General features: G+C 68.2%; 22 protein-coding genes and 1 rRNA gene. 13 read left to right on the top strand and 10 right to left on the bottom strand.

Features of this window, described 5'->3' with window-relative positions; genetic code table 11:
- Window positions 1–69 precede the first annotated feature (69 nt).
- A complete protein-coding gene (locus KNO15_RS08305) occupies window positions 70–456 on the top strand; it encodes a hypothetical protein (protein WP_241703034.1) in 387 nt (128 codons plus the stop codon).
- Window positions 457–502: 46 nt separating this feature from the next.
- Here KNO15_RS08305 and KNO15_RS08300 read toward each other — a convergent pair whose 3' ends face one another.
- Together KNO15_RS08300 and KNO15_RS08295 are read right to left on the bottom strand one after the other, a co-directional pair.
- A complete protein-coding gene (locus KNO15_RS08300) occupies window positions 503–1,198 on the bottom strand; it encodes an alpha/beta fold hydrolase (protein WP_241703032.1) in 696 nt (231 codons plus the stop codon).
- Window positions 1,199–1,220: 22 nt separating this feature from the next.
- On the bottom strand, window positions 1,221–1,610 hold the full coding sequence (locus tag KNO15_RS08295) for a DUF1304 domain-containing protein (protein ID WP_241703030.1): 390 nt from the start codon (window positions 1,608–1,610) through the stop codon (window positions 1,221–1,223).
- 24 nt (window positions 1,611–1,634) lie between these two features.
- Between KNO15_RS08295 and KNO15_RS08290 the strand changes: the two genes are divergently transcribed.
- Window positions 1,635–2,855: an FAD-dependent oxidoreductase gene (locus KNO15_RS08290; RefSeq protein WP_241703028.1), complete on the top strand. Its 1,221-nt coding sequence runs from the start codon at window positions 1,635–1,637 to the stop codon at window positions 2,853–2,855.
- Window positions 2,856–2,885: 30 nt separating this feature from the next.
- Here KNO15_RS08290 and KNO15_RS08285 read toward each other — a convergent pair whose 3' ends face one another.
- From KNO15_RS08285 to KNO15_RS08275, 3 genes are read right to left on the bottom strand one after another with little or no spacing between them, the layout of a single operon-like run.
- On the bottom strand, window positions 2,886–3,266 hold the full coding sequence (locus KNO15_RS08285) for a DUF1304 domain-containing protein (protein ID WP_241703026.1): 381 nt from the start codon (window positions 3,264–3,266) through the stop codon (window positions 2,886–2,888).
- A gap of 27 nt (window positions 3,267–3,293) precedes the next feature.
- On the bottom strand, window positions 3,294–4,316 hold the full coding sequence (acuI, locus tag KNO15_RS08280) for an acrylyl-CoA reductase (NADPH) (RefSeq protein WP_241703024.1): 1,023 nt from the start codon (window positions 4,314–4,316) through the stop codon (window positions 3,294–3,296).
- Between the two features lie 31 nt (window positions 4,317–4,347).
- Complete coding sequence (locus tag KNO15_RS08275) at window positions 4,348–5,124, bottom strand: isocitrate lyase/PEP mutase family protein (protein ID WP_241703022.1); 777 nt, start codon at window positions 5,122–5,124, stop codon at window positions 4,348–4,350.
- 45 nt (window positions 5,125–5,169) lie between these two features.
- On the opposite strand from KNO15_RS08275, the gene KNO15_RS08270 reads away from it, so the two are divergent.
- The gene (locus KNO15_RS08270; protein ID WP_241703020.1) at window positions 5,170–6,654 is read left to right on the top strand and encodes an LssY C-terminal domain-containing protein; all 1,485 of its coding nucleotides are present in this window, start codon (window positions 5,170–5,172) and stop codon (window positions 6,652–6,654) included.
- A 19-nt stretch (window positions 6,655–6,673) separates the two neighbouring features.
- Here KNO15_RS08270 and KNO15_RS08265 read toward each other — a convergent pair whose 3' ends face one another.
- Window positions 6,674–8,257 (bottom strand): Na+/H+ antiporter, encoded by a 1,584-nt coding sequence (locus KNO15_RS08265; protein ID WP_241703018.1) that lies wholly within the window; start codon window positions 8,255–8,257, stop codon window positions 6,674–6,676.
- Window positions 8,258–8,342: 85 nt separating this feature from the next.
- On the bottom strand, window positions 8,343–9,227 hold the full coding sequence (gene trhO, locus KNO15_RS08260) for an oxygen-dependent tRNA uridine(34) hydroxylase TrhO (RefSeq protein WP_241703016.1): 885 nt from the start codon (window positions 9,225–9,227) through the stop codon (window positions 8,343–8,345).
- A gap of 81 nt (window positions 9,228–9,308) precedes the next feature.
- On the opposite strand from trhO, the gene KNO15_RS08255 reads away from it, so the two are divergent.
- Both KNO15_RS08255 and KNO15_RS08250 read left to right on the top strand, forming a co-directional pair.
- Complete coding sequence (locus KNO15_RS08255; RefSeq protein ID WP_241703891.1) at window positions 9,309–10,097, top strand: polyprenol monophosphomannose synthase; 789 nt, start codon at window positions 9,309–9,311, stop codon at window positions 10,095–10,097.
- Window positions 10,098–10,107: 10 nt separating this feature from the next.
- Window positions 10,108–10,638 carry a YbhB/YbcL family Raf kinase inhibitor-like protein gene (locus KNO15_RS08250; RefSeq protein ID WP_241703014.1) on the top strand — a complete coding sequence of 177 codons (531 nt, stop codon included), beginning with the start codon at window positions 10,108–10,110 and terminating at the stop codon, window positions 10,636–10,638.
- A 48-nt stretch (window positions 10,639–10,686) separates the two neighbouring features.
- Here KNO15_RS08250 and KNO15_RS08245 read toward each other — a convergent pair whose 3' ends face one another.
- The gene (locus KNO15_RS08245; protein ID WP_241703012.1) at window positions 10,687–11,325 is read right to left on the bottom strand and encodes a LysE family translocator; all 639 of its coding nucleotides are present in this window, start codon (window positions 11,323–11,325) and stop codon (window positions 10,687–10,689) included.
- A gap of 178 nt (window positions 11,326–11,503) precedes the next feature.
- Between KNO15_RS08245 and KNO15_RS08240 the strand changes: the two genes are divergently transcribed.
- On the top strand, window positions 11,504–12,631 hold the full coding sequence (locus KNO15_RS08240; protein ID WP_241703010.1) for a bifunctional 2-methylcitrate synthase/citrate synthase: 1,128 nt from the start codon (window positions 11,504–11,506) through the stop codon (window positions 12,629–12,631).
- A 105-nt stretch (window positions 12,632–12,736) separates the two neighbouring features.
- On the opposite strand, the gene KNO15_RS08235 is transcribed toward KNO15_RS08240, so the two are convergent.
- On the bottom strand, window positions 12,737–13,942 hold the full coding sequence (locus KNO15_RS08235; protein WP_241703008.1) for an acetyl-CoA C-acetyltransferase: 1,206 nt from the start codon (window positions 13,940–13,942) through the stop codon (window positions 12,737–12,739).
- A 130-nt stretch (window positions 13,943–14,072) separates the two neighbouring features.
- Here KNO15_RS08235 and KNO15_RS08230 point away from each other — a divergent pair, with 130 nt between their 5' ends.
- A complete protein-coding gene (locus KNO15_RS08230) occupies window positions 14,073–14,825 on the top strand; it encodes a JAB domain-containing protein (RefSeq protein ID WP_241703005.1) in 753 nt (250 codons plus the stop codon).
- On the opposite strand, the gene aspS is transcribed toward KNO15_RS08230, so the two are convergent.
- Entirely contained in the window at window positions 14,749–16,101 is a 1,353-nt protein-coding gene (gene aspS / locus KNO15_RS08225; protein ID WP_241703004.1) for an aspartate--tRNA(Asn) ligase, read from the bottom strand. The genes KNO15_RS08230 and aspS overlap by 77 nt on opposite strands.
- Window positions 16,102–16,183: 82 nt before the next feature.
- On the opposite strand from aspS, the gene KNO15_RS08220 reads away from it, so the two are divergent.
- The 6 genes from KNO15_RS08220 (at window position 16,184) to KNO15_RS08195 (ending at window position 23,147) form a co-directional block, all read left to right on the top strand.
- The gene (locus KNO15_RS08220; protein ID WP_241703002.1) at window positions 16,184–16,891 is read left to right on the top strand and encodes a histidine phosphatase family protein; all 708 of its coding nucleotides are present in this window, start codon (window positions 16,184–16,186) and stop codon (window positions 16,889–16,891) included.
- Window positions 16,888–17,511, top strand: coding sequence for a TlpA family protein disulfide reductase (locus KNO15_RS08215; protein WP_241702998.1), 624 nt, complete (start codon window positions 16,888–16,890; stop codon window positions 17,509–17,511). Before KNO15_RS08220 ends, KNO15_RS08215 begins: the two co-directional genes overlap by 4 nt.
- 2 nt (window positions 17,512–17,513) lie before the next feature.
- Entirely contained in the window at window positions 17,514–18,251 is a 738-nt protein-coding gene (locus tag KNO15_RS08210; RefSeq protein WP_241702995.1) for a cytochrome c biogenesis CcdA family protein, read from the top strand.
- Window positions 18,235–19,860 carry a cytochrome c biogenesis protein ResB gene (gene resB / locus KNO15_RS08205; protein ID WP_241702994.1) on the top strand — a complete coding sequence of 542 codons (1,626 nt, stop codon included), beginning with the start codon at window positions 18,235–18,237 and terminating at the stop codon, window positions 19,858–19,860. Before KNO15_RS08210 ends, resB begins: the two co-directional genes overlap by 17 nt.
- Window positions 19,861–19,869: 9 nt before the next feature.
- On the top strand, window positions 19,870–20,955 hold the full coding sequence (gene ccsB, locus KNO15_RS08200; RefSeq protein ID WP_241702992.1) for a c-type cytochrome biogenesis protein CcsB: 1,086 nt from the start codon (window positions 19,870–19,872) through the stop codon (window positions 20,953–20,955).
- Between the two features lie 668 nt (window positions 20,956–21,623).
- A 16S ribosomal RNA gene (locus tag KNO15_RS08195) occupies window positions 21,624–23,147 on the top strand.
- Window positions 23,148–23,492 lie beyond the last annotated feature (345 nt).

Below are 23,492 nucleotides of genomic sequence, written 5' to 3'. Positions count from 1 at the left end.
AAGGCAACGGTTATGGCTTTGTGAGATTCACGACCCCCGCCGGCGCCGGTCGCCGGGCAGGATAGACCTATGGCCGACCTGCACGTTCACCCCGACCGCCTGGAGATCCATCTCACGCGGGCTGAGAAGGTGCTGTCCCTGCGCAGGGACGATCTGGTGATCCCCCGCGACAGCATCAAGTCGGTGGCCATCACGGAGGACCCGTGGATCTGGATCCGCGGCATCCGCGCACCGGGGGCGGCCGTGCCCCTCACGCTGTCCGTCGGCACCTGGAAGTTCCACGGTGGCAAAGACTTCCTGCTCATCAAGGGCAAGCAGCGCGCCGCTGTCGTCGTCGACCTCGACGGCGAGGAGTTCTCGCGCGTGATCGTCTCCACACCGCACGCCGCCAAACTGGTAGAGGCGCTGCGCATCGACGTCAACGACATCCCCGTCGACGGCGAGATCATCGAGTAGAGCGCGTCGCCCACGGTCGATCGTCGCGTGCGATCGCCCGCCGATCTCACTCGCCGCCGCCCAGGAACGATGCGATCGTTTCGGCGACGGCCGCACGACCGGACATCATCGGCGTCCTGTGGCCACCCGTGTACCACTCGAGCCGCGAGTTCGGTATGCCTTCATGCAATTCCTCCGCGAGAGACGGCGTCGCGATGCGGTCCGCTGGCCCGGCAAGGACAAGCGTCGGCGCGACGATCGTCGCGAGCCGGCTGCGGGCATCGTAGCCTTCGGAGGCAGCGCGCTGCCTCCGGAACGCGTACGCAGGCTGCCGCGGCTTCGCACCGATCGGGATGTGTGGCGCGATCGACGTGATCAAGGAGCGTCGATGCAACGGCACGCGCGCGGAGGTCGAGAGCAGCACCAGGCGTCGGACCAGGTGGGGCCGGTCAGCTGCGAGTTGCAGAGCGATCCTTCCGCCGAGCGAGTAGCCGAGCACGTCGAGGGGCGCGAGTCCCGAATCCTCTGCGACGGCGATCGCATCCGCCGCCATGACCGCGATCGAGTACGGTTCGTCAGGCTTGTCACTCAGGCCCGCGCCGCGGTTGTCGACCGCTATGACCCTCACGCGCCCGGCAAGGGCCGTCACGAACGGTGCCATATCCGCGATGGAGACCCCAAGGCCCGGAATGAACAGCAGCGGCAGCCCGGAGCCGCGCACGTCGTAGTGGAGTCGAATATCTCCGTTGCGCGCAAACGGCATGACGTGACGCTCGTCCGCTCGCTCACCCCGCGTGCGCGAGCGAGAACACGAGTAGCCCGACGAGCGGCGGCAGCCCCTGCAGCAGGGACGCCCGCCAGTAGCGCCGGCCGGTCGTGAGCAGGACCATCGCAGCGAGCACCATGCAGGCGCCGGTGAAGAAGATCAACCCGAACCCGACATGCCGCAGGGTCGTCCAGTACAGGACGAGCCCGACGGTGGCGCCGCCGGCGAGGAAGAGGTTGTAGAAGCCCTGGTTGTAGGCCATCGGGCGTACGACGTCGGCATCCCGCTGGTCGGCGAGCCCGAATCGGCGCCAGACGTTGGGCGACGACCACAGCATGCTCTCCATGGCGAAGAACCCGAGGTGCACGATCGCCGCGAGTGCGATGAGAACGGATCCGACGATCGCCATGTGGGGAGGATACGCTTCGGGGTCATGGAAGTGATGCAGGCGTCCTGCGCCATCTCCGGGGGCGGTCCTGCGGGCATGATGCTCGGGCTGCTTCTGGCGCGCGCCGGTCTCGAGGTCGTCGTGCTCGAGAAGCACGCCGACTTCTTCCGCGATTTCCGCGGTGACACCATCCACCCGTCCACCGTCGGGGTGCTCGGCGAGCTGGGACTCCGCGATGCTTTCCTCGGCCTCCCGCACACCAGCATCCGCGCGCTCGACGCGGTGGTCGACGGTACGCGGCTGCACCCCATCGACTTCGGGAGGCTGAAGCCGCCGGACGACTTCCTGGTGCTCGCACCGCAGTGGGACTTCCTCACCTTCCTCGCGCAGGAGGCGGAACGGTATCCGAACTTCCGGCTCGTTCTGCAGGCCGAGGCGACCGCGCTGATCCGGGAGGCCGACGTCGTGCGCGGCCTGGTGGCGCACACCCCGGCGGGCGGGCTCCGAGTGGAGGCCGACCTCACCGTGGCGGCCGACGGGCGCGACTCGGTCTTGCGCGCCGCCGCGGGGCTGCGCCCCCGCCGCTTCGGTGTGCCCATCGACGTGATCTGGTTCCGGCTTCCGAAGCCGGGCGGCACGCAACCCTCGACGCTCGCCTACCTCGGCGGCGGCGCCATGGTCATCACCATCGACCGCGGCGACTACTTCCAGGCCGGGCTGGTGATCGCGAAGGGCGGCATCGACGGGCTCCGCGCGGCGGGCCTGCCGGCGTTCCGATCCGCGGTCGCCGGTGCGGCTCCGTTCCTCCGGGAGCCGTTGGAGACGATCACGGACTGGGAGTCGCTCAAGCTCCTGAACGTGCAGGTCGACCGGCTTCCGCGGTGGTACCGGCGCGGGTTCCTGGCGATCGGCGACGCCGCGCACGCGATGTCGCCGGCGTTCGGTGTCGGTGTCAACTACGCGGTGCAGGACGCCGTGGCCGCGGCGAACGTGCTCGCGGCGCCGCTGCGCGACGGCCCTGTGGATCTGCGGCTGCTCGATGCCGTGCAGCGGCGTCGTCTGCCACCCGTCGAGCGGATGCAGCGCATCCAGTTGGCGGCGCACCGCAGGATCACGAAGCCGGGCGGCGGTCCGATCCTGCCGTCACCGCCCCCTCCCGCCCTTCGGCTGGCGGTCGCCGCGGCGACCCCGGTGGTGCAGCGGTTCACAGCCCGGCTGATCGGGCGGGGGTTGCGGCCGGAGTCCGTCGCCCCTGAGCTCCGCTGACGGAGAGCCCCCTCGACCGACCGCGCCGCCTCAGGAGAACAGCATCAGCACGATGCCGATGAGCGGTAGCACGCCCTGGATGATCGCGGGGCGCACGTAGCCGCGGCCCGTGGTGACGAGCACGATCGACGCGGCGAGCATGCTCGCCATGGTGAAGTAGATGAGGGCGAGGCCGGCGGCGTGCAGTCCGACACCGAGCAGGATCAGCCCGATGATCGCGCCGATCGCCAGGAACAGGTTGTAGAACCCCTGGTTGTACGCCATCGGGCGGGTCGTGTCGGCCGCGGCCTGATCGGTGACGCCGAAGCGCTTCCAGACGGCGGGCCTGGACCAGGCCACGCTCTCCATCACGAAGATCCCGATGTGCAGTGCCGCGGCGAGGGTGACGACGACGGTCGCGAGGACGATCATGCGGTCAGCCTATTGCAGCCGTGGGGCTCAGGCCCGGACATCGACCACGGTGCGCCCGTGGAGTCGTCCCGCGAGGATGTCGTCAGCAGCAGGGATCGCCTCGGCGAGCGGGATGAACCGCGTCATCGCCGCGAGGGCCTCCTCGTCGAGGTCGGTGCCGAGGCGGCGCCACGCGGTCTCACGGAGTGCCGGAGGTGCCTCCACCGAGTTGATGCCGGTGAGGGTGACCCCGCGCAGGATGAACGGCATGACCGTCGCCGGGAGGTCGGCGCCCTGCGCCAGTCCGCAGGCGGCGACCGTTCCTCCGTAGCGCGTCTGCGCGAGCACGTTCGCGAGGGTGTGGCTGCCGACCGAGTCGATCGCACCCGCCCAGCGCTGGGTCTGCAGCGGCCGGCCCGGGTCGGAGAGCTCTGCGCGGTCGATGATGGCGGCGGCGCCGAGGTCGGTCAGGTAGCCGCCGTGCTCCACCGGGCGGCCGGTGGACGCTGTAACCGGGTATCCCAGCTTCGCCAGGAGGGACACCGCGACCGAGCCGACGCCTCCCGCCGCGCCGGTGACCAGCACGCTCGATCCGGACTCGCGCACCTCCTCAGGGTCGACACCCGTGCGCTCGAGCGCGAGCACCGCGAGCATCGCGGTGAAGCCGGCCGTGCCGATCGCCGCCGCCTGCTCGTTCAGGAGCGTGTCGGGCACGCGAACGAGAGCGTCGCCGCGAACGCGGGCGCGCTCGGCCAGGCCGCCGTGGTGGCTCTCGCCGATGCCGTCGCCGTTCAGCACGACGCGATCGCCCGGGCGCCAGCGCGGGTCCTCCGACGACTCGACGACGCCCACCAGGTCGATCCCGGGGATCAGCGGGGACACCCGCGCGACGCCGGGGCGCCCGGCGATGGCCAGGCCGTCCTTGTAGTTGAGGTCGGAGAACTCGACAGCGACAGTCACCTCGCCCGCCATCAGGAACGCGTCGCTCAGCTGCCGCACCTCCGCGGTGTGCGCGAGGATGCGGCCGCCCTCGGTCTCCTGCTCGATGACGATGGCGCGGAAGTCGCCCATGGTCCTCCTTCGGTCGGTTCGGTCGGGGGTCTCAGTTCAGCACGGGAACGCCATCGGGCAGGTCGCCTCCGGCGTAGAGCTCCGTCGCCGTGCGCTGGAGCGCCGCGAGTGCGACGCGCTGCGTCCACGGGCCGTACGAGATCCGGGCGACGCCCAGCTCGTGCAGCCGGGCGGGCGAGAGCGAGCCGGGCACTGCGATGACGCTGAGCGTGCGCGGCCCCAGGGCGGCGACGAGGCGTGACACCGTCTCCTCGTCGAGCCGACCCGGCACGAACACGCACGTCGCGCCCTCGTCGAGGAAGGCCCTGCCGCGGCGGATGGCCTCCTCGGTCTTCTCGTCGGCAGTGTTGATGTTGTCTCGGATCCAGACGTCGGTGCGGGCGTTGAGCGCGAACGGCACGCCCTCCGCCTCCGCCGCACCGACCGCGGAGCGCACGGCGGAGACCGCGTCGTCGAACGGCCGGACCTGGTCCTCCAGGTTGGCGCCGACCACGCCGACGCCGATGGCCCGGCGGATGGTGTCGCCCGCATCGCCGTAGCCGGCCTCCAGGTCGGCGCTCACGGGGAGGTCGGTCGCGGTCACGATACGGCCGACCATGTCGAGCATCAGCTCGAGGGGGATCCGCTCGCCGTCCTCGTAGCCGAAGGTCGCCGCGATGGAGTGGCTGGCCGTCGCCAGCGCCCGCGTCTCGGGGAGCGCTGCGACCACCTTCGCGCTGATCGCATCCCACACGTTGACCACCTGGAGCAGTTCAGGGGCGTGATGGAGTCGGCGCAGTTCTGCGCCGCGTTCGGTGATGGAGGCCATGACGCCACCCTACGACCCGCGCCGCGCCCGCTCTAGGATGGGCGCATGGAGGGCGCCGGGGAGCCGGGTGGACCGCCGCGGGCAGCATCCGCGGGCGGGGGACCGGGGCCGTCCAAGACCCTCTCCGCCACCGGCCGCCGGGTGTCCGTCAACGCCGTCGTCGACAACGCGTTCTTCGTGTTCGGCGGCGTCGCGGCGATCTGGCTCGCGTGGCTCGTGCTCACCGAGAGCTTCGGGTGGGGCTGGTTCCTCGTCCTCTTCTTCGTGCTGTTCTGGATCGTGCTCGCCTACCTGGTGCTGCCGAGACTGCATCGCATCCTCACCCAGATTTACGTGCCCGACTACTTCATCGGGAGGGCGAGGACCAGCGACGGCCTGCTGGGCGACCCGATCAACCTGGCACTGCTCGGGTCGGAGGCACAGCTCGACGAGGCGATGACGGCGGCGGGCTGGACCCGGGCCGACGAGGTCACCGCGGCCTCCAGCCGGCGCATCATCACCTCGACGCTGCTCCGGCGCAGCTACGACGAGGCGCCGGTGAGCCCGCTGTTCCTCTTCGGCCATCAGCAGGACCTCGCCTACCAGCAGGAGGTGCTCGGCAACCCCGCGAAGCGGCATCACGTGCGGTTCTGGCGGTGCCCGGAGGGATGGCTGCTCCCTGGCGGCCATCGCGTCGACTGGCTGGCGGCAGGGACGTTCGACCGGTCCGTCGGGTTCTCCCTGTTCACGCTGCAGATCACGCACAAGATCGACGCCAACACCGACATCGAGCGCGACCACATCGTCTCGACCCTGCAGGACGCCGGGATCGGTGCGGAGGTGTCGGTCATCCGCGACTTCTCGAGCGGCTACCACTCACGCAACGGCGGGGGCGACAGCATCGAGACCGACGGCGACCTCCCCGTGGTCGATCTGACGGCGGTGACGGTCGAGCCGTGGGCGGTGGCGCGCGCGGCCGGGGCGTATGAGCGCCGTGTGGCCCGCGCCGAGCGCCGGCCGGTGCCGACGACGCTCGGTTTCCTCCTCATGCTGCTGCGCGTGCTCGCCGGCGTGCTCACGGTCGTCCTCACGGTGCTCGCCTGGCCGGCCTTCATCCGCTCCGAGCTGGTGTCGCAGACCGGGCAGACACTCACCGCGTCCGAACTGCAGGTAGCCGACCTGGTGTTCGGGATCGCGATGGGCGTCTTCGCGGCGGGGCTCGTCTTCTCCTTCGCACTCGCGCTGCTGGTGTTCGCCGGCAGCAACTGGGCGCGCATCGCCTCCATGTCGTTGAGCGCCCTGCTGGTGATCCTCGCGGCGATCGACTTCTTCAACGGCGGCGCGCAGGTCACGCTGCACACCAACATCCTGGGGCTGCCGCTGGACATCCTGGTCGTGCTGGCGCTGTCGTCGCAGCGGGCCCGACTCTGGGCGCGGCGACCGCGGGTCCCGTCAGGGCGGGGTGCCGATGCGGGAGCAGGAGCCGACGCGGCGCAGGCGGCGGCGCTCGCCGCAGCGGACGCGCCGACCGACGACACGACCGTGCGCTGACGTCGGCGGCGTCCTGCGCTCACATCAGCTTCTTGCCGTCGCTCCCTCCGGCCTTGAGGGCCGACTCCTCGGCGTCGAGGAATGCCAGCACCGACCGGACCGCCAGTTCCTGGTAGCGGCCCTCAGCACGCGCCTCGAGCACCGCCTGGCGTTCGGCCACGATCATCGACCTCCGGAGCCTGCGGTACTCGAGCGGTGCGTCCTCGGTGTCCTCCGGGGTGGGATTCTCGAGCGCGTCCGACAGGAACACGGCGTTCACGCGCAGTCGCTCGATGACCCGGTCGTCCTCGTCCCCGGTGACCTGCGCCTCCAGGTGCTCGAGCCCCGCGGACTGCGCCTCGGCCAGGAGGCGCTGCATCTCGCCGGCCTCCTGCGCGAAATCCGGAGGCGGCAGCTTCAGTCTGCGGATGACCCACGGCAGCGTGAGCCCCTCCAGAAGGGTCGCGACGACGACCACGAACGCCAGGAACTGCAGGAACTCGCGGTGCGGCGTCTGCGCGGGGAGCAGAAACACCGCCGCGAGGGTGACCACTCCGCGGATTCCGGCGAACGACACCGCGATGCCCGTCGGCCAGGTCCAGCCACGCTCCCGGAGCCGTTGCGGTCCATAGCGGTAGAGCGCCGTCGTCCCGACCATCCAGACGAACCGCGCGAGGAACAGCGCGAGGAGCACGGCGACGCTGATCCACACCGTCTCGGCCACCGTGATGCCCGACCGGAAGGCCGAGCTCAGGATGCTCGAGAGCTCCAGCCCGATGAACAGGAACACCGCGTTCTCGAGCAGGAACTCGATCGTGCGCCAGTTGATCGTCTCGGCGATCCGCGCCTCCGCCGTCTGGATGGTCGGGGAGCGGAAGCCGAGGTAGAGGCCGGCGACCACCACGGAGAGGATGCCGGACCCGTGCAGGAACTGGGACGGGATGAACGCGAGATACGGCGTGATCAGCCCGAGGGAGGTGTCGAGCACCGGCGAGCGCAGCTGCTTGCGGATCAAGGACAGGATCCAGCCGATCAGCAGGCCGGTCCCGACACCGACCACCACGGCGATGACGAAGTCGCCGGCGATCGCCCACGGGTTGACGACGCTGACGATCGCCGCGATGGTCGCGTTCAACGCCACCAGGGCGGTCGCGTCGTTGAGCAGGCTCTCGCCCTCCAGCACGGTCACGAGTCGCCGGGGGAGGTGCACGCGCCCGGCGATCGCCGTCACGGCCACCGTGTCCGTCGGGGCGACGACCGCGCCGAAGGCGAAGGCGGCGGCGATCGTGATCGCGGGCACCACCAGCCACGTGGTGAGACCGACGACCACGACGGTGAAGATCACCAGACCGACCGAGAGCAGCAGGATGCCGTCGCGCCTGGCCCGGACGTCGACGATGGAGGTCTGGATGGCCGCCGCGAAGAGCAGCGGAGGCAGCAGGCCGTACAGCACGACCTCGGGCTCCAGGGCGACCTGTGGAACCCCGGGGATGAACGAGGCGACCGCGCCGACGACGACGAGCACGACGGGAGCCGACCAGCCCACGCGGCGCGAGAGTCCCGTGACCGTGACCGTCACGACGACGAACGACACGATCCAGACGATGGTGGCTACCGGATCCATGGTGTTCATGATGGCCGCAACGCGAAAGCGCCAGCAATGGTTCCCGGCGATCCGCGTGGATCGGGCCCGCCGATCCTGTGCCCGGTCAGGAGTGCGCGGCGCAGGCCGATGCCGAGCAGTCCTCGCAGACCACGAGCTGTTCGCGGCACGTGAGATCGGTGCAGTTGCGCATCCGATCGGTGGCGGCGCCGCACCCGGCGCAGCGGCCAACGACGGCCGCGTGGTCGGAGAACCGCACGGAGCCCCGTCCGTCGAAGACGTAGAGCGAACCCTCCCAGAGTCCGTCGTCGCCGAAGCGCTCGCCGTAGCGGACGACGCCGCCGTCGAGCTGGTAGACCTCGCCGAACCCGCGCGAGCGCATCAACCCCGAGAGCACTTCGCAGCGGATCCCTCCGGTGCAGTAGGTGACGACCGCCTTGTCCTTCAAGTGGTCGTAGCGGCCGCTGTCCAGCTCGGCCACGAACTCCCGCGTCGTCGCGACGTCGGGGACGACCGCGTCGCGGAAGCGCCCGATGCCGGCCTCGAAACGGTTGCGCCCGTCGAAGAAGACCACGTCGTCCCTCTGTTCGAGAAGCGTGTGGAGGCCGTCAGGGTCGAGCCGCTCGCCGCCGCCGACGACGCCGCCGGCCTCCACGCGAAGCTCCTCCGGGGCGCCGAACGAGACGATCTCGTCGCGCACGCGCACCGAGAGCCTCGGGAAGTCGAGACTCCCTCCCTCGTCGTCGAGGCCGGAACCCTCACTCCACTTGACGTCGAGATCGTGGAACGCGGAGTAGTCCTTCGTCTTGCGCACATAGCGTTTGAGCGCGCCGAGCTCACCACCGAGGGTTCCGTTGATGCCGTCCTTCGACAGCAGGATCCGACCACGCAGTCCGAGCGACTCGCAGAGGTCGCGCTGCCACAGCCGCACCGCGTCGGGATCAGGGAGGGGCGCGAAGACATAGAAGAGCAGTACCTTGGCGACGGGCATCGGGGGATGGTAGCAGCGTCGACTGCGAATACAGACAGATTCGTTCGCCTCCCGTTCAGCAGAATGGATGATGGTATGAGTATGCGAACCATCGTGATCCTTCCGACGTACAACGAGCGCGAGAACATCGGGTCCGTCGTCGGACGGATCCGCGCCTCCGCACCCGAGGTGGACATCCTCGTCGTCGACGACGGATCGCCGGACGGCACCGGCCAGATCGCCGACGCGCTCGCCGCGACCGACGCCAACGTGCACGTCCTGCACCGGGCGGGCAAGGAAGGCCTCGGCGCCGCGTACCGCGCGGGGATGTCGTGGGCGCTTGACGGCGGCTACGACGCGGTCGTCGAGATGGACGCCGACGGGTCGCACCGTCCGGAGGAGCTCCCGTCGCTGCTCGCCGCGCTGCGCGCCGTTCCGGCGGGCGACGGAGCAGACGGCGCCGACCTGGTACTCGGTTCCCGCTGGGTGGCGGGTGGCAGCGTGGTCAACTGGCCGATCCACCGGCGCCTCATCTCCCGCGGTGGCAGCACCTATTCGCGGTTCTGCCTGGGCGTCCGGGCGCGCGACGTCACCGGCGGCTACCGGGCTTTCACGGCGGATGCGCTGCGTCGCATCCACTTCGAGGCCGTCGAGAGCCAGGGCTACTGCTTCCAGATCGACATGCTGCGGCGCGCATACGATGCCGGCCTGGCTGTGGTCGAGGTGCCCATCACCTTCGTCGAGCGCGAGCACGGGGCCTCGAAGATGACCGGAGGCATCGTCGCGGAGGCGATGTTGCGGGTGACCGGCTGGGGGATCGTGGGTCTGCCCAAACGCTTCCGCAAGCGGCCGGAGCGATCGGCACTGACGGAGTCGACGCAGCGCGCGTAGCGTTGCCTCCATGTCGAGAGATCCGCTCGAGCGCTTCGGCGCCGTCCCCTTGTTCACCCTCACGAGCGACGACGTCGCCGACGACCGGCCGCTGGCGCGGGCCCAGTGGGGAGCGGGCGGTGGCGGCGGAGACGTCTCGCCGCAGCTCTCCTGGAGCGGGTTCCCGGCAGAGACCAAGAGCTTCGCCGTCACGATCCACGACCCCGATGCGCCGACGGGCTCCGGGTTCTGGCACTGGGCGGTCTACGACATCCCCGCCTCGGTGACCTCGCTGGCCGCCGGCGCGGGAGCCGAGGGCGGGGCCGCCCTCCCGCAGGGCGCGGCGATGCTCTCCAACGAGCTGAGGTCCAAGAGCTTCACCGGTGCGGGGCCGCCCCCGGGAACGGGCACGCACCACTACTACATCGTGGTCCACGCCCTCGACGTCGACCACCTCGAGCTCGATCCCGAGTCGACCCCGGCGGTGCTGGGCTTCAACGCCCACTTCCACTCGCTCGCGCGCGCAGTGCTCGTGCCGGTGGCGACGGCGGGGGACATCTAGCCGCGCATCGCGGTCAGTGCTGGTTGCCGGGTCAGTGCTTGTTTCCGGTCAGTGCTTGTTCCCGGTCAGCGCCAGCACCCCGCCGAGCCCGATCATGAGCACGCCCCCGGTCGCGCCGAGCCGTTCGACGCGCTTCGGCGACTTGCCGAACCACGCCCGGGCGGTGCCGGCGACGAGCGCCCAGATGCTGTCGAACGTCAGCGCCAGCAGCAGGAAGACCACGCCGAGCTCGAAGAGCTGCACGGGGATGGCACCGGCCCGGTAGTCGACGAACTGCGGCAGCACCGCGACGAAGAACACCAGGGACTTGGGGTTGGTCAGCCCCACCAGGAAGCCCTCGCCGAGGATCCGCACCCAGGACCGTCGAGACGGCGTCGCCTCGTGCGTGACCGCGGTGTGACGGCGGTGACGGATCGCCTGCACGCCGAGGTACATCAGGTACGCCGCCCCGGCGAACTTGATGATCGTGAACGCCACCAGCGACTGCGCGATCAGGGCGCCGATCCCGAGCGCGACCGCGAGCACGAGCGGCAGCATCCCGAGGGCGTTGCCGAGAACGCTCAGGAGGCCGCCCAGCCGGCCGAGCGCCAGTGACCTCCCGATCACGAACAGCACGCTCGGCCCGGGAATGACGATGAGGGCGATCGCCGCGAGCGCGAACGCGAGCAGGGACGGAACGGGCACCATGAAGAGGAGCGTAGGCGAAGGACGTTCGCCGTGTGAAGCGCGGCGCACCCGCAGATGCGACATCGCGCCGACCTCCGCGACCTGATTGACTACGAGTGAGACGACGCGTTCGACACCTCGGCGCACGACATCGGGGTGCGCCGCTGGCACCCGCCACAGCAGCGAAGGAGCAGCACACATGACCGACCCCGAGATCCACAAGGGCCTCGCCGGCGTCGTGGTCGACACCACGACCATCTCATCCGTCAACCCGCAGACCAATTCGTTGCTCTACCGCGGTTACCCAGTGCAAGAGCTGGCCGCGCAGTGCTCGTTCGAGGAGGTCGCCTGGCTGCTGTGGCACGGTGAGCTGCCCACGGCCGAGGAGCTCGAGGTCTTCGAGAAGCTGGAGCGGGGGCTGCGTCGACTCGACGACCGCACACGTCGTGCGCTCGACGACATCCCCGCCTCCGCGCACCCGATGGACGCGCTGCGCACGGCGGTCAGCCAGCTCGGCGGGCTCGACCCGACGCTGGAGCAGGAGAACGGCATCCTCGACCCCGAGCTGAACCTCGGCAGGGCCGTCTACCTCTTCGCACAGCTGCCGACGATCGTGGCGTACATCCAGCGTCGCCGTCGCGGGCTCGACGTGCTGGAGCCTCGGGACGACCTCGACTATGCGCGCAACTTCCTCTGGCTGACGTTCGGGGAGGTGCCGGACGACGTGGTCGTCGACGCCTTCCGGGTCTCGCTCGTGCTGTACGCCGAGCACTCGTTCAACGCCTCGACGTTCACTGCACGCGTGATCGCCTCCACCCTCTCCGATGTGTACTCCGCCGTGACCGGCGCGATCGGCGCTCTCAAGGGGCCGCTGCACGGCGGCGCCAACGAGGCCGTGATGCACGCGTTCGACGAGATCGGCAGCGCCGACCGGGCGGAGGCGTGGCTCGACGACGCGCTGGCCCAGAAGAGCAAGATCATGGGTTTCGGCCACCGCGTCTACAAGAACGGCGACTCCCGGGTGCCGACGATGCGCGCGTCGCTCGAAGGCCTGGTCGAGCACTACGACCGCCAGGACATGCTCGACCTCTACGACGCCCTCGAGAACGCGATGGGTGAGCGCAAGAACATCAAGCCCAACCTCGACTACCCCTCGGGGCCGGCCTACAACCTGATGGGGTTCGACACCGAGACCTTCACGCCGCTGTTCGCCGCGGCGCGCGTCACCGGCTGGACGGCGCACGTCTTCGAGCAGTACGCCGCCAACTCGCTGATCCGCCCGCTCTCGCAGTACACCGGCCCCGCCGAGCGCCACCTGACCCGCTGACCTGCGGCCACCGACGCGCCGACAACGGAGGAGATCCGCCCCATCCCGGGCCGGATCTCCTCCGTTCACTGCGGATCGGGCTGCCCCGCTTCCGGATCTCCTCCGTTAGCGCCAGAGCAGCAGCGCGTCCCCCTGCCCGCCGCCACCGCACAGTGCGACAGCCGCACGCCCGGATCCGCGCCGTGCCAGCTCATGCGCGGCATGACCCGCGAGCCGCGCTCCGGAGGCACCGATCGGATGTCCCAGCGCGATCGCGCCGCCGTGGATGTTGACCTTCTCCGGGTCGAGGTCGAGGTCGGCCGTCGACTGCACGGCGACGGCGGCGAAGGCCTCATTGATCTCGACCAGATCGAGGTCGTCCACGTCCCAGCCCGCGCGTGCGAGCGCCGCCTGGATCGCGTTCGACGGCTGCGAGTGCAGTGAGTTGTCCGGGCCGGCGACCTGCCCGCTCGCGCCGACGACCGCGAGCCAGTCCAGTCCCAGCCGCTCGGCGTTCTCGCGCGAGGTGAGGATGAGGGCCGCCGCTCCGTCGCTGAGCGGCGAGGAGTTGCCCGCCGTGAGCGTGCCGTCGGTGGCGAAGCTCGGCCGGAGTTTGCCCAGTACCTCCACTGTGGAGTCCGGGCGCACCCCCTCATCGACGGAGACGACCACAGGGTCACCCTTGCGCTGCGGGATGCTGACGGGCGCGATCTCGTCCGTGAAGACTCCGGAGGCCGCGGCGGCGCCGGCCCGTTGGTGCGAGGAGGCCGCGAATGCGTCCTGGGCTTCGCGCGTGAGCCCGAGCTTCTCGGTGTACCGCTCGGTGGAGGCGCCCATCGAGATCTTGTCGAAGGCGTCGGTCAGCCCGTCGTACGCGGCGGAGTCGACCGCCTCGATCGAGCCGTAGGTCCACCCCTTCCGCGAGCCGGGCAGGACGTGCGGGGCGTTGGTCATCGACTCCTGGCCGCCGGCCGCGACGACGGTCGCCTCGCCGGCGCGGATGAGGCGGGCGGCGTCGATCACGGCCGCGAGACCGGAGAGGCACACCTTGTTGATCGTCGTCGCAGGGACGTCCCAGCCGATGCCCGCGCCGATCGCGGTCTGCCGGGCGGGGTTCTGGCCGGCGCCGGCCTGCAGCACCTGGCCGAAGATCACGGCATCGACGTCCGAGGCGCCGACACCGGACTGCTCCAGGGCGCGGCGGAGGGCGACGGCCCCCAGCTGCAGGGCGCTCTGACTGGCGAGCGAACCCAGGATCTTGCCCTGCGGGGTGCGCGCCGCCGACAGGATGACGACGTCGTTCGGTTGGGGATCGGGGAGGGGACTGGTCATTGCGGGGCGACTCCTTCGTTGCCGGATACTCTCCATCCATTGTCATCCACAGGATGGGGCCCGGAGGCAGTTGTCCACAGATTGGTCGGGCCCGCCCGTCGCACCACCCTGCTGTTCGTACCGTGGGTCCATGTCTGTCGTGGAAGAAGCCGAGCAGTCCCTCGCCGATGTACCGAGCCACGATCGGCCGCGCGAGCGGATGCGCCGCCTCGGTGTCGGCTCCCTCACCGACGACGAGGTGCTCGCGCTCATCCTCGGGTCGGGTCAGACCGGCCGCAGCGTTCTGTCGCTGGCGCGGTCGATCCTCGGCAGCTGCGGCGGATTCCCCGGGCTCGCGACCATGGATTTCGCGCGGCTCGAGAACCTCCCGGGAGTCGGGCCGGCGACCGCAGGCCGTCTCGTCGCCATCATCGAGATCTGGCGGCGCGCCGGGCGCTCGTCGGCCTGGACGCGCCTGGTGGACCACACCGCCGTCGCCGATGTCGTGCGCCCCGAGCTGCTGCATCGCGACAGCGAGCGTTTCGTCGTCGTGGTCGCCGACCGTGCAGCGCGCCCGCTCGAGCTCGTGATGCTCCGTGACGGCGGCGTCGACGAGCGCTCCATCCAGCCGGCCGACATCCTGCAGGCGGTCCTCACCCGCGGCGGACGCTCGTTCGCCGTCGCGCACAACCATCCGTCCGGATCGCTCGACCCCTCGGTCGCCGACACGGTGCTCACCCGCAGGCTCGATCAGGCCGCCGCGACGATCGGGCTCCGCTTCCTGGGGCACATCCTCGTCGCGGGTGAACGCTGGACCGCGCTGTCCGCTACGGGGTCAGTCGCGTCGGGCCGCGGAAGAGGTAGGTCGTCTCGCGCAGGTTCGACAGGTGCAGCATCAGCATGAGCACGCGGGCGAGGCCCATTCCGAAGCCGCCGTGCGGCGGGATGCCGTACCGGAAGGTCGCGAGCACGTCCTCCAGCTCCTCGACCGACAGGCCCTTGTCGGCGGCCTGCTTCTCGAGGATGTCCACGCGGTGCTCGCGCTGGGCGCCGGTCGAGATCTCCACACCGTTGAAGATCAGGTCGTAGCTCTTGGTGAGCGACGGGTCGTCGGCGTGACGCATGTGGTAATACGGGCGGATGCTCGACGCGTAGTCCGTCAGGAAGACGAATTCGTGTCCGTAGGTCTCCTTGACGTACTGGGAGATGCGGCGCTCGCCCTCGGGGTCCATGTCGTCGTCGGCGCGCGGCACCTCGTAGCCCTGCTCGGCGACGATGCGCTTGGCCTCGGCGAGCGGGATGCGCGGGAACGGCGTGGTCGGAACGGTGACCTCGACGCCGAAGAGCGCCTCGATCTCCGCGCCGTGCTTCTCCTTGACCGCGGTGAAACCGGCGACGAGGAGGTCCTCGTGCACTTTCATGACGTCCTCGTGGCTGTCGATCCAGCTCAGCTCGGTGTCGACGCTCGTGAACTCCGTCGCGTGACGGCTCGTGAAACTCGGGTCGGCGCGGAACGCCGGCCCGATCTCGAACACCCGGCCGAATCCGGCCGCCTGGGCCATCTGCTTGAAGATCTGCGGGCTCTGGGCGAGGTAGGCGGTCGTCTCGAAGTACGGGAGCTCGAAGAGCTCGGCACGCGACTCGGACGCCGACGCCATCAGCTTCGGGGTGTGGATCTCGATGAAGCCGTTGTCGACCCAGTACTGACGCATCGCGTGTTCGAGAGTGGTCTGCACGCGGAAGATCAGGTTGTGCTTCGGTTCGCGGAGGTCGAGGAAGCGCCAGTCCATGCGCTTGTCGATGCCGCTGTCCGCCGCGATCGGGGTCTCCGGGATGGCGGCCGTCTCGACTTCGAGGGTGCTCAGCTTGATCTCGATGCCGCCGAGCTTGACCCGCTCGTCGTGCTTGAGCTCGCCCGTCGCGCGCACGAACGAGCCCTGCGACAGCCCCGAGATGGTCGTGGCCGGCTCGTCGGCGACCACCGTGCCGTCGTCGGCGACGGTGCGCGGGTTCACCAGCTGCACAGCACCCGACTCGTCGCGCAGCACGACGAACTGCACCTTCTTCTGGTCGCGGACGGTCTCGACCCATCCGGCGACACTGACGGGGCCGTCGGGAAGAGCGGCGAGGTCCTTGATCAAAACGCGTGCGGTCACGATCGACAAGCCTACCGCCCGCATCTACCGCCGCATTGGGCCGAGTCACTGCCTCCCAGCCCGGCGCTCAGTGAATTCAAGGCAAAGCGCTCCGTAGACTGGAGCCGTGGTAGCAAGCCAAGTGCATCTCGTCCGTCACGGAGAGGTGTTCAATCCCGACGGCATCCTGTATGGCAGGCTGCCGGGCTTCGGCCTCTCCAAGCTCGGTCACCGGATGGCCGCTGCGGCGGCAGACGACCTGGCAACCCGCGGCCGCCCGATGTCGTCGCTGCGTGTCTCCCCATTGCAGCGCACGCGCGAGTCCGCCGCCCCGATCGCTGCGGCGTTCGACCTCGAGCCCATCATCGACGACCGGATCATCGAGCCCACCAACCACTTCGAGGGCACGAACATGCGGCGTGCCTTGAAGAACCCGGTCAACTGGCCGTTTCTGATCTACCCGCCGCGGCCCAGTTGGGGCGAGGCCTACACGAGCATCGAGAAGCGCATGCTGGCCGCGATCGACGACGCGTTCGACTCCGTCGAGTCCGGAGACGTCGTCCTGGTGAGCCACCAGCTGCCGATCTGGGTCACGCACCTGTCGGTCGCGGGCGAGAGCTTCCCGCACGACCCGCGCAAGCGGCGGTGCGCGCTCTCGAGCGTCACGACCTTCGAGCGCGTCTCCGAGCCGTCTCCTGCCCCGCAGCCCCGCCCGGGCGAGGAGCAGACACCGGCCGATCCGTCCGCGCCGCCGGTGCTCCGCCTCGTCGAGGTCGGCTACGCCGAGCCCGCGGGCAGCCTGATCGCCACCGCGTCCGATGTGGGGGCCGTGTGAACGCCCGCTCCCCGCTCTCCGCTCGCGCGCGGTTCGCTCTCGTCGTCCCGGCCATCGCGGCGGCGGCCGCTCTGTTCCTCTCCGGCTGCACCTCCAATGACGCGCTCGCCAACCAGTACCGTTCCGGCTCCGGCCAGAACTACATCGCGGGCGATGGCAGTGTGAGCGAGTACGCAGCGGGCAACCGTGGAGCCCCCGTCGCGTTCTCCGGAACGCTGGCCGACGGCACCGCGGTGTCGTCGAAGGACTACGCGGGCAAGGTCCTCGTGGTCAACTTCTGGTACGCCGGCTGCCCGCCATGCCGGGTGGAGGCTCCCGCTCTCCAGTCGCTGTCCGAGAAGTACGCATCGCAGGGAGTGAGCTTCCTCGGCGTCAACCTGTACGACTCCGAGAGCACGGCTGCCAGCTTCGAGAAGGACAAGGGCATCACCTACCCGTCGGTCCTCGACCGCGATACCGGCTCGGTGCTGCTCGCGTTCAGCAAGACCGTCCCGCCCAAGGCGACGCCGACCACCCTCGTGATCGACAAGCAGGGCCGTGTGGCCGCCCGCATCCTCGGCGCGATCCCGGACAAGAGCATCCTCGACTCGCTCATCTCCGACGCCGTGGCCGGGAAGTGACCGTGGACGTCGGCCAGATCGTCTTCAGCGGGCAACTCCTCCTCGCGCTTCCCATCGCGCTCCTCGCCGGGCTGGTGTCGTTCGCGTCGCCGTGCGTACTACCGCTCGTGCCGGGATACCTGGCCTACGTCGGCGGCATGAGCGACCCCGGCGCCAAGCGTGACCGAAGCCGTGTGCTCCTCGGCGTCGCCCTGTTCGTCCTCGGCTTCGCCGTCGTCTTCGTCGCCTACGGTGCAGCCTTCGGCGCCCTCGGCCTCTGGCTGGTCCGCTGGCAGGAGGTGGTCATCCGGGTGCTCGGGGTGCTGGTCATCCTGATGGGGCTCGTGTTCATCGGCCAGTTCTCGTTCTTGCAGCGCACGATCAAGCCGACCTGGAGGCCCGCGACCGGGCTCATCGGCGCTCCGCTGCTCGGCATCGTCTTCGGCCTCGGCTGGACGCCGTGCATCGGCCCGACCCTCGCCGCGATCAGCGCGTTGAGCGTCGGCAGCGGCTCCCCGTGGCGCGGCGCGCTGCTGGGGCTGTTCTACTGCATCGGCCTCGGCATCCCGTTCCTGCTCGTCGCGCTCGGCTTCGACTGGGTCGCCGGATCGGTCGCGTTCATCAAGCGGCACATCCGTGTCATCAACATCATCGGAGGCGCACTGCTCGTGGTCATCGGCGTCCTGATGGCGACCGGTCTCTGGACCGCCATGATGTCCCAGTTCCTGGGGGTGATCTCCGGCTTTGTCCCGGCCATCTGATCACATCGACTCCGCGCCGCCGCGCGAAGACCCGGACGTCGCCCAGCCCAAGCTCGGACCGCTCGGCTGGCTGCGCTGGGCCTGGCGCCAGCTCACGAGCATGAAGACGGCTCTGTTCCTGCTGCTGCTGCTCGCGATCGCGGCTGTCCCCGGTTCGCTCTTCTCGCAGCGGGGGGCGGATCCCAGCGGTGTCACCAGGTACTTCAACGAGCACCCGCAGCTGGCTCCGGTGCTCGACAAGTTCCAGCTGTTCGACGTCTACACGTCCTTCTGGTTCTCGGCCATCTATCTGCTGCTGTTCGCCTCGCTGATCGGCTGCATCATCCCGCGCACCGTGCACCACGCCAAGGCACTGCGAGCGCGGCCGCCCAAGACGCCGGTTCGACTGACCCGCATGTCCGGCTTCCAGTCGCGGATCCTGCCCGCCGAGCTGCGCGACGACGCACCGAACCCGATCGAGTCGGCGCGGCAGATCCTGCGCCGGTCGCGCTATCGGGTCTCTCTCTACCAGGACGCGCGATCCACCTCGGTCTCGGCGGAGCGCGGCTACCTGCGCGAGACCGGCAACCTGGTGTTCCACATCGCGCTCCTCGGCGTCCTGGTCGCGGTCGGCATCGGCGGAGGCTTCGGCTACACCGGGCAGAAGGTCGTGGTCGTCGGGCAGAGCTTCGTGAACAGCCTCCCCTCGTACAACTCGTTCAACCCGGGGCGGTTCTTCTCCGACGGCTCGCTCGAGCCGTTCTCGATCAGGGTCGACAGCCTCGACGTCGCCTACGAGACCAAGAACCCGAATGCCGTTGGCACGCCGCTCGACTACACCGCCAAGGTGACGACGACCGGGCCCGGAGACACCTCGGGCTCCGCGACCATCAAGGTCAACGACCCGCTCGCGATCGGCGGCACCAACGTCTACCTCCTCGGCAACGGGTACGCGCCGACGATCACGGTGAAAGATCCGGAGGGCAAGGTCGTCTTCAGCGACTCCGTGCCGTTCATCGCGCAGGACGCGCGGCTCACGTCGCTCGGCTGGGTGAAGATCCCCGACGGGCTGCGCGAGCAGGTCGGGATGGTCGGCTTCTTCTATCCCACGGTCGGCAAGAGCCAAACGGCGGCGGGAGCTCTGACGTCGACCTTCCCGGGCCTCGACGACCCGCTGCTGAGCCTCAACGTCTACGCGGGCGACCTCGGCGTCGACACGGGCGTCCCGCAGTCGGTCTACAGCCTGAACACCGACAAGATGACCCAGCTCGCCGGCGCCGGCACGAAGACCAAGGCGCTCCAGCTGAAGCCGGGGCAGACCGTCGAGCTCCCGAACGGCCTCGGCACCATCTCGCTCGGCGACGTCAAGCGGTACGCGTCGCTCGACGTGCACCACGACCCCGCCCAGATCTGGGTGCTGATCTTCGCCGTGCTCATCTTCGGCGGACTGCTCATAGCGTTGTTCGTCCCGCGCAGGCGCATCTGGGTCAAGGCCGTCGAGAACCCGGACGGATCCCTGACGCTGGAGTACGCTGGCCTCGCACGAGGCGAGGACCCCAACCTGCTTGCCGCCGTCTCCGCCGTCGCGGACGAGCACATCGCCCTCCTCACCCGACAACCGACGAATTAGAGTCTTATCGTGACCGATACCCTGTCCCAGCTGTCCACGGTCTTCATCTACGTGGCGATGGGGTTCTACGCCGCGGCCTTCATCGCCTTCGCCCTCGATCTCGCCCGGCGCGGGGCGAGGGCGACGGCCGACGAGGCCGCCGTGGTACCCAGTGCCGTCGCCCGCCGGGCCGAGGTCGCGGCGCCCGTCGGGGCGTCGACCACCACGCTCACGGCGGCGGGAGGGCCGGGGGCTCCGCCATCCGCTTCGACCCGGCCGTCGTCAGCGCTGGGGCGGTTGTCGTCACGGATCAGCTCCCGGGTCGAGGACGACGTGATGAACGGCGACGCGTCGTCGGCGTCCATCCGCTGGGCGTTCGGGCTCACCATCGCCGGTTTCGTCGCCCACCTCATCGCCACGCTGTTCCGCGGCATCGCCGCCGACCGGGTCCCGTGGGCGAACATGTGGGAGTTCTCGATGACGGGAACGCTGGTCATCATCGGCGTCTTCCTCGTCGTCAACCTCAAGTGGGACATCAAGTACCTGGGCACGTTCATCGTCGGTCTGGTGCTCGTGCTCCAGGGGATCGCGCTGCTGCGGTACTACGTCCCCGTCGTCCCGCTGCAGCCGGCGCTCCAGTCGTACTGGCTGGTGATCCACATCATCGTGGCCGTGCTGGGCACGGCGTTCTTCGCGCTCGGGTTCGCACTGTCGGGGCTGCAGCTGCTGCAGTACCGGCGCGAGCGGCAGGTGGCGGAGTCGCGTCCGCAGCAGTTCAGGTTCCTGGAGACCCTCCCGAGCGCGGTCGCGCTCGAGAACCTCGCGTATCGGATCAACATCGTCGGCTTCATCGCCTGGACGTTCACGCTCATCGCCGGAGCCATCTGGGCCGAGAAGGCCTGGGGTCGTTACTGGGGCTGGGACACGAAGGAAGTCTGGACGTTCATCATCTGGGTGATCTACGCCGGCTACATCCACGCGCGGGCGACGCGCGGCTGGCGCGGATCGCGTTCCGCCTGGCTCGCCATCATCGGCTTCGCCGCGGTGCTGTTCAACTTCGGCATCGTCAACGTGTTCTTCCACGGACTGCACGCCTATTCGGGTCTCGGATCCTGACCCGATCCGCATCCGTTGTCAGACGCGGCCGCCCCTCTCGGGCGGCCGCGTTTCTGCGTCTCCGGGGTCGAGTCCCGCGGAATCTCGCGGAAGCGATGTCGCGACACGCCCGGGATGTAAGCGGGATTTGCGACGTCCCGGGGGCCTGCGTAAAGTACTTACTTGTCACCCCAAAGGTGCGGGAGAGCGGAAGAGCTCCCCGGCCTCAAGCGGGACCGAATCCTTAGCCTAGCGGCAAATCTCAACTTGAAAGAGTTGCTTTGCTGCGCTTAGGATTAACACCCCACTCACTGAGCAGGTCTAACCGGTTCGGTTCGTGCAAATCGGATGTATCCCACGATGGATGAACGAAAGAGCGCGAAACGGCCAACTTGACAAACTGACTGAGAGTGGTAAGGTAGAGAAGTTGCCTCACAGAGAAGCCCGAGAGGGTTGAAGGTGAGAGCGTCCGATCCTTGAGAACTCAACAGCGTGCACAATGTCAAATGCCAAAAACCTCGGCATTGACCCGAAGACCTCGGTCTGAAAGTCGATGCAAGAGATTCCTTTGGATTAGATAACGAATGTCAGACATTCGAATTTAGTCAAGACAAACTCGCAGTGAGAAGAGATATTCCTCTCCGATCCTGCACTATGTTTCCAGACGCTTGCGTCTTGGAGCTAAACATTTTACGGAGAGTTTGATCCTGGCTCAGGACGAACGCTGGCGGCGTGCTTAACACATGCAAGTCGAACGATGAACCTGGAGCTTGCTCTAGGGAATTAGTGGCGAACGGGTGAGTAACACGTGAGTAACCTGCCCTTGACTCTGGGATAACCTCCGGAAACGGAAGCTAATACCGGATATGACGCACGGAGGCATCTCCTGTGCGTGGAAAGAACTTCGGTCAAGGATGGACTCGCGGCCTATCAGGTAGTTGGTGAGGTAACGGCTCACCAAGCCTACGACGGGTAGCCGGCCTGAGAGGGTGACCGGCCACACTGGGACTGAGACACGGCCCAGACTCCTACGGGAGGCAGCAGTGGGGAATATTGCACAATGGGCGCAAGCCTGATGCAGCAACGCCGCGTGAGGGACGACGGCCTTCGGGTTGTAAACCTCTTTTAGTAGGGAAGAAGCGAAAGTGACGGTACCTGCAGAAAAAGCACCGGCTAACTACGTGCCAGCAGCCGCGGTAATACGTAGGGTGCGAGCGTTGTCCGGAATTATTGGGCGTAAAGAGCTCGTAGGCGGTCTGTCGCGTCTGCTGTGAAAACCCGAGGCTCAACCTCGGGCCTGCAGTGGGTACGGGCAGACTAGAGTGCGGTAGGGGAGAATGGAATTCCTGGTGTAGCGGTGGAATGCGCAGATATCAGGAGGAACACCGATGGCGAAGGCAGTTCTCTGGGCCGTAACTGACGCTGAGGAGCGAAAGCGTGGGGAGCGAACAGGATTAGATACCCTGGTAGTCCACGCCGTAAACGTTGGGCGCTAGATGTGGGGACCATTCCACGGTTTCCGTGTCGCAGCTAACGCATTAAGCGCCCCGCCTGGGGAGTACGGCCGCAAGGCTAAAACTCAAAGGAATTGACGGGGGCCCGCACAAGCGGCGGAGCATGCGGATTAATTCGATGCAACGCGAAGAACCTTACCAAGGCTTGACATACACGAGAACGCCCTAGAAATAGGGAACTCTTTGGACACTCGTGAACAGGTGGTGCATGGTTGTCGTCAGCTCGTGTCGTGAGATGTTGGGTTAAGTCCCGCAACGAGCGCAACCCTCGTTCTATGTTGCCAGCGCGTAATGGCGGGAACTCATAGGAGACTGCCGGGGTCAACTCGGAGGAAGGTGGGGATGACGTCAAATCATCATGCCCCTTATGTCTTGGGCTTCACGCATGCTACAATGGCCGGTACAAAGGGCTGCAATACCGTAAGGTGGAGCGAATCCCAAAAAGCCGGTCTCAGTTCGGATTGAGGTCTGCAACTCGACCTCATGAAGTCGGAGTCGCTAGTAATCGCAGATCAGCAACGCTGCGGTGAATACGTTCCCGGGCCTTGTACACACCGCCCGTCAAGTCATGAAAGTCGGTAACACCCGAAGCCGGTGGCCCAACCCTTGTGGAGGGAGCCGTCGAAGGTGGGATCGGTGATTAGGACTAAGTCGTAACAAGGTAGCCGTACCGGAAGGTGCGGCTGGATCACCTCCTTTCTAAGGAGCATCTGGCACCCTCGGGTGTCCAGGCGCCGGATCTGAGCGAATGTCTCAGCCGGTTAGCTCATGGGTGGAACATTGACATTGGTGCGGAGCCGATCGGCTCGAACTCAGTACGCCTCCTCGGAGGAAGGAACAGTTCGGGTCAGGAAGCCCCGCACATGCACGCTGTTGGGTCCTGAGGGACCGGGCCTCATCCAATCGGATGAGAACTGGGAACTCGGACCTTTTCTTGTCGGTCATAACTCGGCCGGCGGAGAAGGTACCGCCCGTACTTTGAGAACTACACAGTGGACGCGAGCATCTTAGATTCGAACCTTCGGGTTCGGATCACAGATCAAA

This window comes from Leifsonia shinshuensis, from assembly GCF_022606355.1.
In the GTDB taxonomy this organism is placed as follows: domain Bacteria; phylum Actinomycetota; class Actinomycetes; order Actinomycetales; family Microbacteriaceae; genus Leifsonia; species Leifsonia shinshuensis_B.
The sequence above is the reverse complement of the archived record's forward strand: the minus strand, read 5'-3'. Positions and strand labels throughout refer to the sequence as shown.

Excerpts from the sequence above, each read along its gene's own strand:
- KNO15_RS08295 (WP_241703030.1), bottom strand. The coding sequence starts at position 1,610 with ATGGCGATCGTCGGATCCGTTCTCATCGCACTCGCGGCGATCGTGCAC.
- KNO15_RS08245 (WP_241703012.1), bottom strand. The coding sequence starts at position 11,325 with ATGGTGCCCGTTCCGTCCCTGCTCGCGTTCGCGCTCGCGGCGATCGCC.
- KNO15_RS08285 (WP_241703026.1), bottom strand. The coding sequence starts at position 3,266 with ATGATCGTCCTCGCGACCGTCGTCGTCACCCTCGCCGCGGCACTGCAC.
- KNO15_RS08290 (WP_241703028.1), top strand. The coding sequence starts at position 1,635 with ATGGAAGTGATGCAGGCGTCCTGCGCCATCTCCGGGGGCGGTCCTGCG.
- KNO15_RS08265 (WP_241703018.1), bottom strand. The coding sequence starts at position 8,257 with ATGGATCCGGTAGCCACCATCGTCTGGATCGTGTCGTTCGTCGTCGTG.
- KNO15_RS08270 (WP_241703020.1), top strand. The coding sequence starts at position 5,170 with ATGGAGGGCGCCGGGGAGCCGGGTGGACCGCCGCGGGCAGCATCCGCG.
- trhO (WP_241703016.1), bottom strand. The coding sequence starts at position 9,227 with ATGCCCGTCGCCAAGGTACTGCTCTTCTATGTCTTCGCGCCCCTCCCT.
- KNO15_RS08255 (WP_241703891.1), top strand. The coding sequence starts at position 9,309 with ATGCGAACCATCGTGATCCTTCCGACGTACAACGAGCGCGAGAACATC.
- KNO15_RS08275 (WP_241703022.1), bottom strand. The coding sequence starts at position 5,124 with ATGGCCTCCATCACCGAACGCGGCGCAGAACTGCGCCGACTCCATCAC.
- KNO15_RS08300 (WP_241703032.1), bottom strand. The coding sequence starts at position 1,198 with ATGCCGTTTGCGCGCAACGGAGATATTCGACTCCACTACGACGTGCGC.
- KNO15_RS08305 (WP_241703034.1), top strand. The coding sequence starts at position 70 with ATGGCCGACCTGCACGTTCACCCCGACCGCCTGGAGATCCATCTCACG.
- KNO15_RS08240 (WP_241703010.1), top strand. The coding sequence starts at position 11,504 with ATGACCGACCCCGAGATCCACAAGGGCCTCGCCGGCGTCGTGGTCGAC.
- KNO15_RS08250 (WP_241703014.1), top strand. The coding sequence starts at position 10,108 with ATGTCGAGAGATCCGCTCGAGCGCTTCGGCGCCGTCCCCTTGTTCACC.
- aspS (WP_241703004.1), bottom strand. The coding sequence starts at position 16,101 with ATGCGGGCGGTAGGCTTGTCGATCGTGACCGCACGCGTTTTGATCAAG.
- KNO15_RS08235 (WP_241703008.1), bottom strand. The coding sequence starts at position 13,942 with ATGACCAGTCCCCTCCCCGATCCCCAACCGAACGACGTCGTCATCCTG.
- acuI (WP_241703024.1), bottom strand. The coding sequence starts at position 4,316 with ATGGGCGACTTCCGCGCCATCGTCATCGAGCAGGAGACCGAGGGCGGC.
- KNO15_RS08230 (WP_241703005.1), top strand. The coding sequence starts at position 14,073 with ATGTCTGTCGTGGAAGAAGCCGAGCAGTCCCTCGCCGATGTACCGAGC.